At 62.9% G+C, this 15,335-nt stretch carries 15 protein-coding genes; 13 read left to right on the plus strand and 2 right to left on the minus strand.

Annotated features, from left to right (window positions below; translation table 11 throughout):
- Positions 1-18: 18 nt before the first annotated feature.
- The 6 genes from LF252_RS17200 to LF252_RS17225 all read left to right on the plus strand — a co-directional run bounded on the left by LF252_RS17200 (position 19) and on the right by LF252_RS17225 (position 5,821).
- Positions 19-1,212, plus strand: coding sequence for a trypsin-like peptidase domain-containing protein (locus LF252_RS17200; protein ID WP_226270821.1), 1,194 nt, complete (start codon positions 19-21; stop codon positions 1,210-1,212).
- A 264-nt stretch (positions 1,213-1,476) separates the two neighbouring features.
- Positions 1,477-3,192: a DUF1800 domain-containing protein gene (locus LF252_RS17205; RefSeq protein ID WP_226270822.1), complete on the plus strand. Its 1,716-nt coding sequence runs from the start codon at positions 1,477-1,479 to the stop codon at positions 3,190-3,192.
- A 103-nt stretch (positions 3,193-3,295) separates the two neighbouring features.
- Positions 3,296-4,882: a DUF1501 domain-containing protein gene (locus tag LF252_RS17210; protein ID WP_226270823.1), complete on the plus strand. Its 1,587-nt coding sequence runs from the start codon at positions 3,296-3,298 to the stop codon at positions 4,880-4,882.
- A 133-nt stretch (positions 4,883-5,015) separates the two neighbouring features.
- A complete protein-coding gene (locus LF252_RS17215) occupies positions 5,016-5,270 on the plus strand; it encodes a hypothetical protein (RefSeq protein ID WP_226270824.1) in 255 nt (84 codons plus the stop codon).
- 136 nt (positions 5,271-5,406) lie between these two features.
- Entirely contained in the window at positions 5,407-5,598 is a 192-nt protein-coding gene (locus LF252_RS17220) for a hypothetical protein (protein WP_226270825.1), read from the plus strand.
- A 28-nt stretch (positions 5,599-5,626) separates the two neighbouring features.
- Positions 5,627-5,821 carry a hypothetical protein gene (locus LF252_RS17225; RefSeq protein ID WP_226270826.1) on the plus strand — a complete coding sequence of 65 codons (195 nt, stop codon included), beginning with the start codon at positions 5,627-5,629 and terminating at the stop codon, positions 5,819-5,821.
- A gap of 2 nt (positions 5,822-5,823) precedes the next feature.
- On the opposite strand, the gene treF is transcribed toward LF252_RS17225, so the two are convergent.
- A complete protein-coding gene (gene treF / locus LF252_RS17230; protein ID WP_226270827.1) occupies positions 5,824-7,404 on the minus strand; it encodes an alpha,alpha-trehalase TreF in 1,581 nt (526 codons plus the stop codon).
- A 58-nt stretch (positions 7,405-7,462) separates the two neighbouring features.
- Positions 7,463-8,410 carry a cation diffusion facilitator family transporter gene (locus LF252_RS17235; RefSeq protein ID WP_226270828.1) on the minus strand — a complete coding sequence of 316 codons (948 nt, stop codon included), beginning with the start codon at positions 8,408-8,410 and terminating at the stop codon, positions 7,463-7,465.
- A 605-nt stretch (positions 8,411-9,015) separates the two neighbouring features.
- Between LF252_RS17235 and LF252_RS17240 the strand changes: the two genes are divergently transcribed.
- From LF252_RS17240 to LF252_RS17270, 7 genes are all read left to right on the plus strand, one after another.
- Complete coding sequence (locus LF252_RS17240; protein ID WP_226270829.1) at positions 9,016-9,642, plus strand: helix-turn-helix transcriptional regulator; 627 nt, start codon at positions 9,016-9,018, stop codon at positions 9,640-9,642.
- 111 nt (positions 9,643-9,753) lie between these two features.
- Positions 9,754-11,187 carry a vanadium-dependent haloperoxidase gene (locus tag LF252_RS17245; RefSeq protein WP_226270830.1) on the plus strand — a complete coding sequence of 478 codons (1,434 nt, stop codon included), beginning with the start codon at positions 9,754-9,756 and terminating at the stop codon, positions 11,185-11,187.
- A gap of 89 nt (positions 11,188-11,276) precedes the next feature.
- The gene (locus tag LF252_RS17250; RefSeq protein ID WP_226270831.1) at positions 11,277-11,687 is read left to right on the plus strand and encodes a hypothetical protein; all 411 of its coding nucleotides are present in this window, start codon (positions 11,277-11,279) and stop codon (positions 11,685-11,687) included.
- 72 nt (positions 11,688-11,759) lie between these two features.
- The gene (locus tag LF252_RS17255; RefSeq protein WP_226270832.1) at positions 11,760-12,014 is read left to right on the plus strand and encodes a hypothetical protein; all 255 of its coding nucleotides are present in this window, start codon (positions 11,760-11,762) and stop codon (positions 12,012-12,014) included.
- Positions 12,011-13,957 carry a S8 family peptidase gene (locus LF252_RS17260; protein ID WP_226270833.1) on the plus strand — a complete coding sequence of 649 codons (1,947 nt, stop codon included), beginning with the start codon at positions 12,011-12,013 and terminating at the stop codon, positions 13,955-13,957. Before LF252_RS17255 ends, LF252_RS17260 begins: the two co-directional genes overlap by 4 nt.
- Positions 13,958-13,981: 24 nt before the next feature.
- Positions 13,982-14,932 carry an SGNH/GDSL hydrolase family protein gene (locus LF252_RS17265; protein WP_226270834.1) on the plus strand — a complete coding sequence of 317 codons (951 nt, stop codon included), beginning with the start codon at positions 13,982-13,984 and terminating at the stop codon, positions 14,930-14,932.
- 183 nt (positions 14,933-15,115) lie between these two features.
- A complete protein-coding gene (locus LF252_RS17270) occupies positions 15,116-15,331 on the plus strand; it encodes a hypothetical protein (protein WP_226270835.1) in 216 nt (71 codons plus the stop codon).
- The last annotated feature ends 4 nt before the right edge of the window (positions 15,332-15,335 follow it).

Raw genomic sequence — 15,335 nt, forward strand, 5'->3', positions numbered from 1 at the left:
ACTAATCACTACCAAAGCATGAAAACCGAAGCCGACTATTACGCCTTATTTGACGCCTACCGCTCCGGCGGACTAGCCGAGGATGAGCGCACTGCCCTGGAGCACCGCCTCGCCGCCGACCCCGAGCTGGCCCGGCGGCTGCAGGAGTTTGAGGAACTAACGGGTACGCTTACGGCCTACGGCCGCCGGCTGGCCCTGCGCCGCAAGCTTCACGCCATCCACGCCGATATGGATGCCGAGCGGGCCGTGCGCCTCACCCCGCTGGCCAAAGCCGCCGAGGAGGATGAGCGCCACGAGCAGTTTGCCACTGGCCGCGCCCCACGGCCGGCCCTGCGCATTTCGCGCACCGAGGAAAAGCTGCGCCAGTTCTGGCACGGCCACCGCGCCACCATGATGGTGGCCGCCGCCGTGGCCGTGCTGGCCGTATTCACCACGCTGCTGGGCATGGAAATGTACCGGGCCTCGCAGAAACCTTCCCTGTACGGCTACACCGTGCTGCGGCGGGAGGTGGAGCGCATCAAGCGCAACCAGCGCAGCATGAACCGCACCCTCAACCAGATTGACGCTTCGGCCACTCCGGAGAAGGTGAATCCGGGCAAGTTCAGCGGCACGGGCTTTGCCCTCACAGCCGATGGCTACCTGGTAACCAGCTACCACGTTATTCAGGGAGCCGACTCGCTGCTGATTGAAAGCCGCGGCCGCCAGCGCTACCGCGCCGAGCCGGTGTTTACCGACGTAGCCCACGACCTGGCGATTCTGCAGATCAAGGACAAGAATTTCAAAGGCTTTGGCCGCCTGCCTTACTCGTTCAAGCGGGGCCAGTCGGACCTGGGTGAGCGGGTGTACACGCTGGGCTACCCGCGCGAGGACCTCGTGTTCAACGACGGCTCACTAAGCGCCCGCTCGGGCTTCGAGGGCGATACGGGTTTCTATCAGATCAGCATTCCGGTAAACCCCGGCAACTCGGGCGGCCCGTTGCTCGACGACCGGGGCAACCTTATCGGCATCATCAGCGGCCGGCAGATGGACGTGCAGAGTGCCGCCTTTGCCACCAAGTCGTCGTACCTGATGCGGTTGGTGGATTCGCTCGGCACGGCCGGGGCCGGCAAGCCCTACAACATGCCGCGCACCAACCAGCTCACCGGTACCTCGCGGCCCCAACAAATTCGCAAGCTCCAAGACTACGTGTTCGTGGTGAAGGTGTACGAATAACCGCTCCGCCCGACCCGCACTCCCCAAAGCCCCGCCCTCCCCGGCGGGGCTTTTTTATGGTCTTTTCTCTGGTGCGGGCGTTGTCTGCACATAGTCTTACAAGGCAAATAAAGCGTCGCCATCAAGCTCCACAGTACCCCGCGCTGGCTGGTTTCAACTTCTTGATGCACACTCATTAAACCTTCATTATCTTGGAGAGTCATTGGAAGTGCACTCCCCTCATTTTTTGCTGATCTGCCTTCGCACCACAACTACTTCTGCCTGATGAACCGCCGAGCCTTCCTGCGCAAGCCCGCTATTGGGTTGCCGCTTGCCCCCGCCATTGCTCCTGACGTGGCGCTGGCCGCCGGCGACGACGAAACCATCAGTCGGTACGCTAATAAACAGTTGCCCCGCACGGCCCGCACCACGGCGGGGCTCAGCCCCTACACCGGCCCCTGGGGCTACGCGCAGGCGGCCCACCTGCTGCGGCGCTGCCTGTTCGGGCCCACTCGCCCCGAGATTCTGGCGGCGGCCGGCCAGTCGCTCACGCAAGTGCTCAATGGCCTGCTCACGGCGGCCCCGACTCCGGCTCCGCCCCTGAACGTATCGGCCACCGACACGAGCGTGCCGATTGGCCAGACCTGGGTGACACAACCCTTCGACCAAAATGTGGAGGGCGTGCGCCGGGCCTCGCTGCGGGCGTGGTGGCTGGGCCAGCTGCAGCAGCAGGGCGTGTCGCTTACCGAGAAGATGACCCTGTTCTGGCACAATCACTTTGTGGTGGAACTGGACGACATCAACGATGCCCGCTACGGCTACGAGTACTGCCGCCTGCTGCGCCAGCACGCGTTGGGCAACGTGCGGCAGCTAGCCAAGGACGTGACCATCACGCCGGCCATGCTTCGCTACCTCAACGGTAACCAGAGCACGGCCGGTGCCCCCAACGAAAACTACGGCCGCGAGCTGCTGGAGCTGTTTACCATCGGCAAAGGCCCGCTGATTGGCCCCGGCAACTACACCACCTACACCGAAGACGACGTGAAGGCCGCCGCCCGGGTGCTCACCGGCTGGCGCGACAACGCCACCACCTTGCAGGGCTATTTCACGGCCAGCCGCCACGACACCGGCAGCAAGCAGTTCAGCAGCGCCTTCGCGAGCCGCGTTATCAGCAACGGCGCCGACCAGGAGTATGCCACGCTGATTGACCTGATTTTTGGGCAGGCTGATACGGCCCGGTTTCTGTGCCGAAAGCTGTACCGCTGGTTTGTGTATTACGTGATTGACGCCACCACCGAGCAGAACGTCATCGAGCCCCTGGCCCAGTTGCTTATCCGGAGCAACTACGAGGTGGCCCCGGTGCTGCGGGCGTTGCTGGGCAGTGAGCATTTCTTTGACGTGGTAAATCAGGGCTGCCTGATTAAGAGCCCGCTTGATTTCACGCTGACCGTGGGCCGGCAGCTGCAGATGGCCTACCCCACCAGTGCCGCCCTCACCACCCAGTACAGCGTGTGGGACTACATCAACTCCATCACCAACGTGCAGCAGCAGCTCCTCGGCGACCCGCCCAACGTGGCCGGCTGGCCCGCGTACTGGCAGACCCCGCAGTACTACGAGCTGTGGATTAACGCCGTAACCCTGCCCCGCCGCAACCAGATTACTGATGCCCTCATCAGCACCAGCGGCGTCACCCGCAGCGGCTTTGTGCTGCGCATTGATGCGGTAGCGCTGGTGCAGACGTTGCCCGCCGCCACTGCCGCCGATGCCAACCTGCTCATTGCCGAGCTGGCCCGCCTGCTGTTCCCAATTGCGCTGACCGCCAACCAACTCAACTACCTCAACGACGTGCTGCTGCCCGGCCTGCCCGATTTTGAGTGGACGGTGGAGTGGCAGGACTACCTGGCCAACCCCACCAATACGGCCAAGAAAACCGCCGTGCAAACCAAGCTGCAAGCGCTACTGCGCACCATGATGGGCCTGGCTGAATACCACCTCAGTTAAATCAATGAACGAATGAATAAATGGGTGAATGAGCAGACTGTCTAGCCTGCCAGAACCCAATCATTCACTTAATCACCCATTCACTCATTCATCCATTGAGTCAATGAACCGCAGACATTTCCTCCAGACGACGGCCGCCGCTACTGTGCTTCCCACGCTGCTGGGCGGCTTGCCCATCGGGGCCTACGGCTTTTCGCCGGAGCTGTACGAGCTGACGGGCGGGGCCACCCAAACCGACCATGTGCTGGTGCTGATTCAGCTGAACGGCGGCAACGACGGCCTGAACATGGTGCTACCTCTCGACCAATATTCGGCCCTGATGAACGCCCGGGCCGATATTGCCATTCCCGAAGCCCAGGCCCTGCGCCTCACCAGCCTCACCGGCCTGCACCCAGCCATGACGGGCCTCAAAAGCCTCTATGATAATGCCCAGCTGGGCGTGGTGCAGAGCGTGGGCTACCCCAACCCCAACTTCAGCCACTTCCGCGCCACCGACATCTGGACCTCTGGCTCCGACTCCAACGTCACCATCACCTCGGGCTGGGCCGGGCGCTACCTCAATGGCGAGTACCCCGGCTACCCGGCCGGCTACCCCAGCACCCAAAACCCCGACCCGCTGGCTATCAGCATTGGCTCGGTGGTGAGCAACTGCGTGCAGGGCCCCAGCGTGAATATGGGCATGGCCATTGCCAGCACCTCCTCGTTTTACCAGCTGCTGAGCGGGGTGGTAGATACGGCCCCCAACACCCCGGCTGGCCACGAACTCACGTTTATCCGGCAAGTGGTACAGCAGACGCAAGTGTACACCACCACCCTGCAAGCCGCCGCCGCTAGGGCCCGCAACCTCTCGCCCCTGTACCCCGCCGCCGGCCAGAACTCCCTGGCCGACCAGCTCAAAATTGTGGCCCAGCTGATTGCCGGGGGCCTGCAAACCCGCGTGTACGTGTGCAACCTCGGCGGCTTCGATACCCACGTAAACCAGGTGCCCACCACCGGCAGCACCACTGCCGGCACCCACGCCACCCTGCTGGGCAAGATATCGGAGGCCGTGGCCGCGTTTCAGGACGATGTGCGGCGGCTAGGCGTGCAGGACCGGGTGGTGGGCATGACGTTTTCGGAGTTTGGGCGGCGCATCAAGGCCAACTCGGGCCGCGGCACCGACCACGGCGCGGCGGCCCCGCTATTCGTGTTTGGCACCAGCGTGAACCCGCGCATCCACGGCACCAACCCGCAGCTGCCCGCCACGGCCGGCGTGAACGACAACGTACTTATGCAGTTCGACTTCCGGGCCATTTACGCCAGTATTCTGAAAGACTGGTTCCAAGTGCCGCAGAGTACCCTGAACGCGCTGCTGCCCTCGGCGGGCGGGGCGTTTTCGTATGTGCCGGTTATCCGGCCCGGCGTTGTCAACGGCACCACCCCGGCCAGCCTGAGCGTGCCGGGCTTCCGGGTGTTCCCGAACCCTGTGCGCGACGGGCGGGCTACGCTGGAGTTTGAAGCTCAAGGCGGCCACGTGCAAGTGGTAGTAGTGGACGTGCTGGGCCGGGAAGTGGCCCGGGTGCTCGACCGCGCCGTACCCGCCGGTCCCCGGCAGCTACCGCTTGAGTTACATGGCCTGGCCCCCGGTGCCTACCACTGCCTCATTCAGGAAGGCAGCCGCAGTAGTGCCCAGCTATTGGCCGTGGAGTAAGGTCAACGGTAAAAGTAGATGGCGCTGGCTAGCTGAAAAATGGTGGTATCAAAACTCAGGCAACCTCCGTACAGAGGCTTCGGAGTCGTCAGGCTCCCATTTCCATCCCTCACTTATTCTGCCTTTTCTTGCCATGAGCAGCCAACTCCCTAAAGAAGTCGAAAAGATTGTTCCTGAAGACATTATCAACACCTTACAAAGCGCCTACCACGTGTTTAAAGGGGAGCAGGACCAGTTGGATGATCTGCTGAAGAACGGCAGCGCCCTGTTGCGCAAAGCTTCGCAGCGCTTCACTACCACCCAGCTCATCATTGGCATTGCGGTGCTGGCCAGTGTAGCAGTATTCGCCACGGCTAAAATTGCCGAAGCAGCTTCCGACGACAACTAGCAGTAACTCGCCAAACAAAGCAGGCCTCTCCCCTCTCGGGGCGGGGCTTTTTTGTGCAAGATTTTGATTTATAATTTTCACAATAATTTATTTGACTTATACTTGCACAAAGACAACCAAATCACTCTTTAGATCTATGTACGCATTCCTACTCGGCCTACTGACCGCGCCTGTCTTGTCGTCACCCGCTGCCTCACTACCTGCTGTGGCTCCTGCAGCCAGCGTTACCCTTGTTGCTGAGCGTCCCGCTACCACGTCGGAATTGCCTTCGTGGTTCAAGCGCAAAAAGCGCCACGTGCCCGCCTACCGCCGGTTGCGCCGTCGGTAGCCCTATCCATCTTCTATACCCGCTACCGATGAAAACGTTCGTTGTGCTGTTGTTGCTGGCTGGTACAGCTGGCGTTGGAGCCCCGCAGGCCCAAGCTGGCCCTGGGCCCGCTCCCAAAACTGCCAAAGTGACCAAAACCAAAGGCCTGGCTAAGCTTTTCGCCCCACGCCAGCGCGAGTCGGCGTACGCGAAGGCAATACGCCGCAACGAGCTGTTTCGGTAGGCTCAGGGGGTACTGCCCGCGCGTACGTACGCCAGGAAATCCAGCAGCACGCCGTTTGTCCAGCCAAAGCCATCCTGCAACGGATACTCGCCGCCTCCACCCGGGGCGGCGGGGTTCATCACGTTGTATTTCTCCATCAGTTTGCCCGTTTGCTGGAATACCTGCTCGTTGAGCGCAATCCAGCGGGTGGCTACAATGCGCGCCTCCTCGTGCTGCCCGTAGTGACGGAGTCCTTCCACGGCCATCCACTGGAGCGGAGCCCAGGCATTAGGAGCGTCCCACTGCTCACCGGTAGAGGCCAGAGTAGTTACGAGCCCGCCGGGTTTCAGAAAATCCTTTTCCAGCCCCTCAGCAACGTGACGCGCCTGCGTTTTGGTGGCAATGCCCACCGTTAGAGGGTACACGCCCGCCAGCGTGCGCACGGCCGCCGGCTGCTGGCGAACCCAATCATAGTCCACAAACCATTTGTGCTGGGCGTCCCAGCAGTAGCGCAACAATGCCTTGCGGCGGGCAGTGGCGCGCTGCTCCAGCTGTTTGGCCAAGGCTGTTCCTTTGCGAAGACGCGCCAGACGGGCCAGCTGCACTTCATTTTCGTAGAGCAAGCAGTTCAAGTCTACCGGCACCAACTGGGTGGTACGGATAGATTCCAAGCCCTGCCCGGCTTCCAGCCACCGGCTGCTAAAATCCCACCCCGAGGCGGCGGCGGCCCGAATGTCCCGGTAAAACTCGGCAGCGGGGCGGCTACCCCGGCCTGCAGCGGCCACATCTTCTTGGTACGACTCTTCCCTGGGCTCGGCACTCTGGTCCCAATAGCGGTTCAGCAGGGTGCCATCGGGCAGGCGCACTACGCCTCCCTCGGCTTGGCCGGGTGTAATGGAGTCGGCCGCAGCCATCCAGAACTGGTACTCGCGCAGCAAAGCCGGGTAATAGCGCTGCCGCACAGCATCTCCGCCCTGCATCTCCGCCAGCAACTCCACCATCCGACCAAAAAACGGGGGCTGGGAGCGGGTGAGGTAGTAGGTGCGGTTGCCGTTGGGGATGAAGCCGTAGCGGCTGATCAGGTACGCAAAGTTATCCACCATGTCCCGGAGCAGCTCCGGCTGGTGGCTGGCCCGCAGGCCCAGCATGGTGAAGTAAGAATCCCAGTAGTACACCTCCCGGAAACGGCCGCCCGGCACTACGTAGGCGTGGGGCAAGGGCAGTAGCGAGGCATAGTGCCCCACCGAGTCCTGCCCCGGCCGGCGCAGTACCATCCAGAGCGTATCCAGGTGATGCAGTAGGCCGGCCGGCACGTGGGTACGGTACTCGGGCCCACTGGCGGCGGGTAGTCGGAAATAGGTTTCTACAAACTGCTGCAGGTTGAAGCCGGGCTGCCGGCGCATTTGCTCGTAGGCCGCCAGAATAACGGCGGGCTGCTCGCGCGGCTCTGCATCCACGAACGTCTTATTGTCGGGGAACACGCGGCCGAGCTGCACGGCTTCAAACAGCCCCGGAAACAGCTGCCGGGGAGTGGCCGGTTGCCCCGGCTGGGCCTGGAGGCCGGGAGTAGCGCCGCACAAGAGCGTCAATAGCAGGTTCTTCATATATCTGGGGTAGTACCTCATCCGTAGCGAAATAGATACGCCGCCGGCTGAAAAGCCGCTACGGGACGGGCTTGACGGCCGCATCCGCTACCGGCTCAATATACAGGTGGTGAATCTCGGGGTGGGCCGCCTGCACAGTCGCCCGGAGCCGGGCAATGGCCGCCGCCTGCTCCGGCCCCGAAAGGTGCCCGGCAAACTCCACCCGCACCAGCACCAGCAGCTCGTGCGGGCTCAGATACGACGACAGCAGCGGCGCCACAGATTGCACGGCCTCATCGGCCCGGAGCAGGTCGGTAATAGCTTGCCGAAGCGGGGCCTCAGCCGGCTCGCCCAGGAGCAGGCTGCGGTTTTCGCGCAGCAGCAGCCCGGCTACCACCACCAGAATCAGGCCAATCAGCACGGAGGTAGCACCATCGAGGTATGGGTTATGGAGTTGATGGCTGAGAAATACGCCTAGAAACGCCACTACCAGCCCCAGCACATCGGCCGCATCCTCAAACAGCACCACGAAAGTGGAGGGGTCTTTGCTACCCCGGAACGCCCGCCAGAACGACTGCCGCCCGCGCTGGGCATTGAAGGTGCGCCGGGCCACCCAGAACGAAGCCCCGTCGAACACCAGCGCGCAGCCCAGCACCACGTAGTTCCAGGTAGGGTCGCGCAACGGAGCCGGGTGCCGCAGGTGCTCAATGCCTTCGTAGATGGAAATGCCGCCCCCAATGCCGAAGATGCAGATGGACACTATAAACGACCAAAAATACAGCTCCTTACCGTAGCCAAACGGCCGGTCCTCGTTGGCCGGGCGCTGGCTGCGGCGCAGCCCCAGCAACAGCAGCCACTCGTTGATAGTGTCTACCAGGGAGTGAATACCCTCGGCCACCATAGCGGAGCTACCCGTGAAGGCCGCCGCTACAAATTTGATAACGGCAATAGCCAGGTTAGCGGCCAGCGCGGTGATGATGGCGACTTTAGACGAAGGAGCTTCAGAGGCGGCAGAGGTTTCAGACACCGGCAAATGGAGTAAATGACCAAGCAGGAAGCCGGCCCGGCCAGCGGCGGCCGTGCACCTAGTACGGCCGCTTTCTATCTTGGGTACACCTACTTAGCAGCGGGCATTCCAGCTCTCTTGTTCCTGCTATCAGGCACGCTTACGTGCTTTTCCGTACGGTCTTCGAGAGCCACGTTAGGGAGTGACACCGCTGCAGCGGCAGTAGTTCAAGCTCTGCTTAACGGCCAGTTTATCGGGTGGTAGCCGCTGGGCCACCCCCTCGGCTGGAGAAGTGAGCTGTTGACGCAGGTTTTGCTGCCCCCAGCGTACCAAACTGGTCATCATGGTTGCGGAAGCTGCGCGTGTGCCTGCACGGGCCGGGCAAGCGGTAACGACAGATGTGCCGTTGTGAATTGGCTCATTTACTTGCTGAAATAATAAATTATCTAGCAAAATCACTTTCTCAATAACTCGATTATTTACTATTATTTATATAAATTATTATGTATATTTCAAATATTATCGTGTTAGCTCCCTGCCGGGCCTCTGCCCCGGCTCTTCGTCCGCCCTCCTATTGCTCATTACAGGTAGTGTAGCATGTCGTATTCATCTTACGCCAGGAGGTTATGTATGTCCCGTTACATGAGGTATTGCTGGTAGCGCCGCCCACTCTGTACCGGCAGGGAGTAGAGGCCATTCTGCGCGCCACGTGGCCGGGCCTGGGCATTCTGCTGCTTACCGACAGCCGATGCGTGCCGCAGCTGTTGTATCAGCGGCCTTTTGCCGTAGTCATTCTGGATAGTGAGCTGCTGGACGGCCTGCCCGATTTGTACCTGAGCCAGCTGCGGGCCATTCGTAGCAACCAGCCACTGCTGCTATTCACGGGCCCGCGCCCGACTCCGGACTTGCGGCGGTACCTAGCCCAGGCGGGGCCGTGGCTGACCTGGCTGCCCCGCCACGTGGCCCCCGCGGCGGTGGTAGCGGGGCTCCGTCCTTACCTGGCGGGCACCATCTGCCCGGAAGCCGCCGGCCGGCGGGCGGCCAGTAATCCGGCTACGGCATTTAGCCGCCGGGAGCTGGAAGTACTGCGCCTAGTGGTGCAGGATTACTGCAACCAGGAAATAGCCGAGCAGCTATGCCTGAGCGTGCGCACCGTGGAAAGCCACCGTCGGGCCCTGCTCCAGAAAGCCGGAGCCCGCACGCTGGTGGGGCTGGTGGTGCAGGCCATGCGCGAAGGCTGGGTGGGCGTATAAAATTCAGTGGTGGTACGGTGAGAAGCCGCTCCCGGAAACCGCAACTTAGCTGACGTACTTCAGCCCGGCTGGCGGCCTGCGGTTTCCACTCACCCTTTTGCCTTTTCGCCCATGCCTGCTACCAATCCTCCCGGCGGTCTTATTATCTCGTGGAACAACGTGTACCTGGATCTGGTGCGCCGGGTGGGTGGGGCTCCGGGCCCGCTGGCCTACATCGGTGGGCTGATGCACTTGGCCATGTTTGAAACCATTAATCTAGTGAGTGACGGGCCCTATCCCCGGTTCACAACGGTGGCCCCGCCCACCGGCCCTGCCGATGCGACGGTGGCCGCTGCCCACGCTGCCCGGCAGGTTTTAGAAACGCTTTTTCCGGAGTATATCAAAAGCAGCCTGGGGGCCCAAGGCGGGGTAGCCAGCCCTTTCAGCAGCTTTCAGGTAGCTACTGAGGCCGCGGCCCTAGTTGCCACCTTGCCATCTTCCCTCAGCCCACTGACCGATGACGTCGATAAAGGCTCGCAAACCACCGGCCAAAAGGTAGCGCAGGCGTTGCTGGCAAAGTATCCGATGGCTGCCGGGCTGGCAGCTGCTGTAACGCCTCCCTTCCGGTTTGACCTACCCGGCGAGTGGCGGCCCACCGGCTCGGGGGCTCCGCTTACGCCGCAGTGGGGCAAGCTACCGCTGGTGGTCCTCCCACCCCGGAAGCCTACCCAATATCAGCCTTCAAAGGCCGTTATTCCGGAAAATCTACGCTCCTACGAAGCCCTGTTGGCCTCGGATTTATACACCGAGCAGGTGCAGCAGGTACGCAGACTGGGGGCCGTGGGCAGCACCCGCCGGACCCTTGACCAAACGGCCGTGGCGTTCTTCTGGGCCAACGATCTGAACGGCACTTCCAAGCCTCCCGGCCAGCTATACACCATTACGCAGGCGGTAGCCCAGCAGCAAGGTACGCTCGGCTCCCTTTCCGCAAGTGACGGAACAGTGGCGCTGGCTGGCCCGCCCAACCCCTTGCTGGAAACCGCCCGGCTCTTTGCCATGGTAGGCGTGGCCATGCTGAATGCCGGGATTTTGGCCTGGCAAGTGAAATATTTCTGGCCAACTCCGGATACTCCACTGCGGTTGTGGCGGCCGGAATCAGCCATCCGGCAGGCTAATACCGACGGCAACGCCCGGCTCGTGTCAGACCGGGACTGGCAGCCACTGTCGGCTATGCGTAGCGGCCTGCGGTTCTCTCCCAACTTTCCGGCCTTCATTTCGGGCCACTCTACGTTTGGGGCGGCCCACGCGGCGGCTATGGAAACGTTTTACGGGACGGATGACATTGCCTTCACCGCCACCACCGAAGACCCCCACGCAACCCGCGACGTGAACGGCGTGCCGCTGCCCCGGTACTTCGAGTCCTTTTCTCAGGCGGCCCTGGAGAACGGTCGGAGCCGCATCTACCTGGGCGTGCATTACCAGTTTGATGCCGATGGGGGCTACGAAATCGGCACCGCTGTGGGCCAGGATACCGCCCAGAAGTTTGCCCTGCCCAAACCCGGCTAATCACTTGCTGGCCAAGCCCGCAACCACGTACGGCACGCCATCTTGTAGCAGCTGACTCACTCTCCCATTCACCCTGTCTTATCTTCCGCATGGAACCCACCTCACCATCTCCTACTCCCGCTACGCCGCCGACGCTGTCGGATACGCGCGTGCAGTCGGCCCTGATTATTGCCGTGGTTGGCCTGCTGATACCGGCCGTGCTGATTCTGTGGCTCAATCGGGCCAGCAAAGATGGTACGACTTGGAGCGCCGCCGAAATTACGGCCGCCGCGGGCCTGTTTACCAGCGTGGTGGGCACCCTGGTGGGGGCCTTCCTGGGCGTACAGGTGGGGGCGGCCGGCAAGCAGCAGTCCGACGAGCGGGCTACTCAGGCGGAGCAACGGGCTACTCAGGCGGAGCAGCAGCGCGCCGCCGCCCAGGATACCGCCATGCGCGCGGCTGGCCTGCTCGACCCCGGCCAGGCGGCGGCCCTGTTCGCCCCCCGGCCTTCCGCACGTTAGTGCCGCATCGTCGCCCTGGATTTTTCCGGGGGCCTAGCGTATATAGCAGGCCGTTCCTGATAACACCTGCTTATGCCCATCATCACCCTGCGTCTGCCCCAGCTTCTTTCCTTCGAGCAAGTGCAGCAGTTGCCTGGCCTGCGCGACCTGCCCCTCGATACCGGCTACGGGCTGGTATGCATCAGCCCGCGCACCCACGAGTACGTCGTGCGCACTGCCGCCCGCGTCGGTAACCTGCCGGCGCGCCAGCGCCTGAGTCCCGAAATAGACGGTGAGTGGAGCGACCCACTCGCCAGCACTACTAAGCCTGACCCCAGCCCCCCATGAAAGACCCCCAACGTGTCATTATTCAGCTGCGCGCCGCTTCAAATCTGGCAGCGGCCGCATTCGGGCCGGTGCCCGCCGCCCCTGCCGTTTCCATTGGTCAGCAGCCCGGCGTAGCCCTTGATGCTGCTTACTCACCAGTGCCGCTGCCGGTGGCCTACGGGACCGAAGCCAACTTCGACCTGGGCGTGGGGGCCGATTTTGCCGGCGAGCAGACCTACATCGTCCGGGCCTCCATTGAGGGCGGGGCCGAGGAAGCGTTTCTGGCGGCCGCCCGCGCCGACCCCCAAGTAGTGGGCGTGTTCGTTGACGCGCAGATTGAGCCCATTGGGGTCGTGTGCCCGCCCGGTCCCATCGGCACCGACTACGACGTGGCTGCGCGCCTGCTGGCGGCGCGGCTCGGGGCCGAGGGGTATTCCGGCGCGGGCGTGAAAGTCGCCATTGTGGATACCGGCGTCAACCTTCAGTACCTGGCCCTCCACGGCAAACGCCCCGGCTTCGATGCTTCACTGAGCTGGGGACCCATTCCGGGCCAGCCGTTAGGGGCCATGCCGGTGGGCCACGGCACTATGTGCGCCTACGACGTGTGTATTGCCGCCCCCGACTGCACCCTGCTGGATTTACCGGTGCTCACGTCCCGTACCCTAGGCGGCTCGGCCATGGATGGCCTGCTCAGCGACGCCATTCGCGCGTACAGCACCTTGCTCACCTACATGCTGCGGGCGGCCGGGCCTTTTCAGGGCGACTTTCTGCCCCGCACGCTCGTCGTCAGCAACAGCTGGGGTATGTTTCACCCATCATGGGACCGGCCGGTGGGCGAGGTGGGCAACTACAGCGACAACCCGCGGCACCCGTTTCACCGCATTGTGCAGAGCCTGGAGGAAGCCGGGGCCGATATTCTGTTCGCGGCCGGCAACTGCGGGAGCGAGTGTCCCGATGGCCGCTGCCAGGGCGTAACTAATGTGGGCATCTACGGAGCCAACTCCTCGCCCTACGTAACCTGCGTGGCCGGGGCCAGTGTGCAGGGCCAGCGGCTGGGCTATTCCACGAAAGGACCGGGCCGGCTGGATAAGCAGAAACCCGATATTACCTGCTACACGCATTTCGCCGGCTCGGGGGTGTACGCGGCCGATGGCGGCACCTCGGCGGCTACGCCCGTGGCGGCCGGGGTGGTGGCCGCTATCCGGCGCCGCTACCCGGCCAGCGTGGTGTCGCCGGCCCGACTGCGGGAGCTGCTGCGCCAGACGGCTACGCCCGCCAGCGACCCGAACTCCGCCCGCCCCGCCGGGGGTACTGATGACTTCAACTACGATTATGGCTATGGGATTCTCAACGTGGAAGCGCTGCTGGACGCGCTGGAGCGGGAGGTGCCCCAACTGGCGACGAACCCAGCCGTAGCCGCCGACCTAACGCAACCAGCCGCCAACGCCGGCGACGACAGTGAGGCCGCCGCCGAGTGGGCCGCCGCCGAGCCACCGTTACCCACCGAGCCCGATGTGACTCTGGCCCCGCGTCCCTGGCGCGTGGCCAATGCCCTCCTGACGCTACGCAACCAGCTTAACCAGCGCTACCCCAACCGCAACAAGGCGTACGACGGTACCATCGGTGATACGGCGCACAGCCAGCGGCCCTCCGACCATAATCCGAACATTATCGACGGGCAGTATGGCGTGGTGACGGCCCTGGATATCACCCACGACCCGGCCCACGGCTGCGACGCCGGCCGCCTAGCGCAGCTGCTGGTGAACAGCCGCGACCCGCGCATCAAGTATGTGATTTGGAACCGGCGCATTATCAACGCCAGCCCGATTGGGGATGCCCCCGCCTGGACTTGGCGGCCCTACGGTGGCACCAACCCCCACGACCACCACATGCACCTCTCCGTGCAGGCCGACAAAGCCCGCTACGACGATGCCACCTCGTGGGCGCTGTCGGCCACCGCCTGAGTATTCACCCCATTTTCTGCACGTATGGCCCGGAAAACCAGCCTCGCCGCCGCCGCGCTTGCCCAGGGCAAGCAACAAGCCCGGCGCGTACTCATCCAACGTACCGCCGCCCTCGAAACCCGTCAGCAAGCCCTGGAGCAACGGGCACAGGTGGCCGGACTGGTGGCCATGACGGTCCCCGTTCTGACGCCCCAGCGCTTGGCGCAGCTGGGTAGCCCGGTCAGCGCCGGGGTACTCATTGCCGAAGGGGACTCGTGGTTTGATTACCCACTGACCGATGTGCTTACTCAGCTCGAAGACGCTCACGGCTACGACGTGGAATCGGTAGCGCACAAGGGCGACCGGGTAGAAAGCATGGCCTACGACGACGGGCAGCTGGCCGACTTCACCCGCCGCCTCGATAAGCTGTTGCGCCGCGGGGTGGTGCCACGGGCTATACTGCTCTCGGGTGGGGGCAACGACGTGGCCGGCGCGGAGTTTCACATGCTGCTCGACCACGCCGACTCGGCCGCCCCCGGCCTGAACGACGACGTGGTGAAAGGCATTCTGCACCAGCGGGTGTACTTGGCCTATCTGCGCATTCTGCAGGCCGTTACCGACGTGTGCCGGCAGCGCATCGGGCGCGTGGTACCGGTGCTGGTACACGGCTACGACTACCCGGTGCCCGATGGCCGCGGCTACCTAGGCGGCTGGTGGCTGCTGCCCGGCCCCTGGCTGGCCCCCGGTTTCCAGGCCAAAGGCTACGCGAACCTGGCGCAGCGCAAGCAACTGGCCCAGGAGCTGATTGACCGCTTCAACGACATGCTGCAAACGGTGGCGGCCCGGTTCGCGCACGTGCATTACGTGGATTTACGCCAAACCCTTTCAACCGGTGCCGATTATGAGGATTGGTGGGCCAACGAGCTACATCCCACGAAAGCCGGCTTTGCCAAGGTGGCCGAGCGGTTCGGGACGGTGCTGGGGGCGCTGCCGTAGCGCCCTGCTCGGGAAGGGCCCTGCCTCCGTTCAGGCCCCTGTCTGATAGTCTCAAGTGGTCCGGTTACCAAGGCCAGGCGGGTGCTATCGGATATGCCCTGGGAAGTACTTGTTTTCTCTTCGTATGTCCCTGCCTGCTACAAAGTAGTATTGATGCTCATTTCTACTTAACTCTTTTTTCTCATGGTATACCCCATACTTTCCTACGAGCTGGTGTTTGAAGCAGCACACGGGGTGGGAAGCATCTACCTAGTATTAGGCGACCAGCAACGTAGCCGAGTACCGCTTCAAGGATTACCGGCCGCTGCCTTTAATGGTATTGTGACGGTACTAGCCAGCGGCGGAGCCGGGTACGATCCGCAGGCCCGCCTGATAAAGTCGCGTCCTATCAACGCATAAACCT

Origin of the sequence: Hymenobacter pini (genome assembly GCF_020421205.1) — a bacterium.
Taxonomy (GTDB): domain Bacteria; phylum Bacteroidota; class Bacteroidia; order Cytophagales; family Hymenobacteraceae; genus Hymenobacter; species Hymenobacter pini.

What these genes read in the sequence shown, in the direction of transcription:
- LF252_RS17265 (WP_226270834.1), top strand. Translation starts at nt 13,982, where the DNA reads ATGGCCCGGAAAACCAGCCTCGCCGCCGCCGCGCTTGCCCAGGGCAAG.
- LF252_RS17250 (WP_226270831.1), top strand. Translation starts at nt 11,277, where the DNA reads ATGGAACCCACCTCACCATCTCCTACTCCCGCTACGCCGCCGACGCTG.
- LF252_RS17240 (WP_226270829.1), top strand. Translation starts at nt 9,016, where the DNA reads ATGTATGTCCCGTTACATGAGGTATTGCTGGTAGCGCCGCCCACTCTG.
- LF252_RS17225 (WP_226270826.1), top strand. Translation starts at nt 5,627, where the DNA reads ATGAAAACGTTCGTTGTGCTGTTGTTGCTGGCTGGTACAGCTGGCGTT.
- LF252_RS17215 (WP_226270824.1), top strand. Translation starts at nt 5,016, where the DNA reads ATGAGCAGCCAACTCCCTAAAGAAGTCGAAAAGATTGTTCCTGAAGAC.
- LF252_RS17260 (WP_226270833.1), top strand. Translation starts at nt 12,011, where the DNA reads ATGAAAGACCCCCAACGTGTCATTATTCAGCTGCGCGCCGCTTCAAAT.
- LF252_RS17220 (WP_226270825.1), top strand. Translation starts at nt 5,407, where the DNA reads ATGTACGCATTCCTACTCGGCCTACTGACCGCGCCTGTCTTGTCGTCA.
- treF (WP_226270827.1), bottom strand. Translation starts at nt 7,404, where the DNA reads ATGAAGAACCTGCTATTGACGCTCTTGTGCGGCGCTACTCCCGGCCTC.
- LF252_RS17210 (WP_226270823.1), top strand. Translation starts at nt 3,296, where the DNA reads ATGAACCGCAGACATTTCCTCCAGACGACGGCCGCCGCTACTGTGCTT.
- LF252_RS17270 (WP_226270835.1), top strand. Translation starts at nt 15,116, where the DNA reads ATGGTATACCCCATACTTTCCTACGAGCTGGTGTTTGAAGCAGCACAC.
- LF252_RS17245 (WP_226270830.1), top strand. Translation starts at nt 9,754, where the DNA reads ATGCCTGCTACCAATCCTCCCGGCGGTCTTATTATCTCGTGGAACAAC.
- LF252_RS17255 (WP_226270832.1), top strand. Translation starts at nt 11,760, where the DNA reads ATGCCCATCATCACCCTGCGTCTGCCCCAGCTTCTTTCCTTCGAGCAA.
- LF252_RS17200 (WP_226270821.1), top strand. Translation starts at nt 19, where the DNA reads ATGAAAACCGAAGCCGACTATTACGCCTTATTTGACGCCTACCGCTCC.
- LF252_RS17205 (WP_226270822.1), top strand. Translation starts at nt 1,477, where the DNA reads ATGAACCGCCGAGCCTTCCTGCGCAAGCCCGCTATTGGGTTGCCGCTT.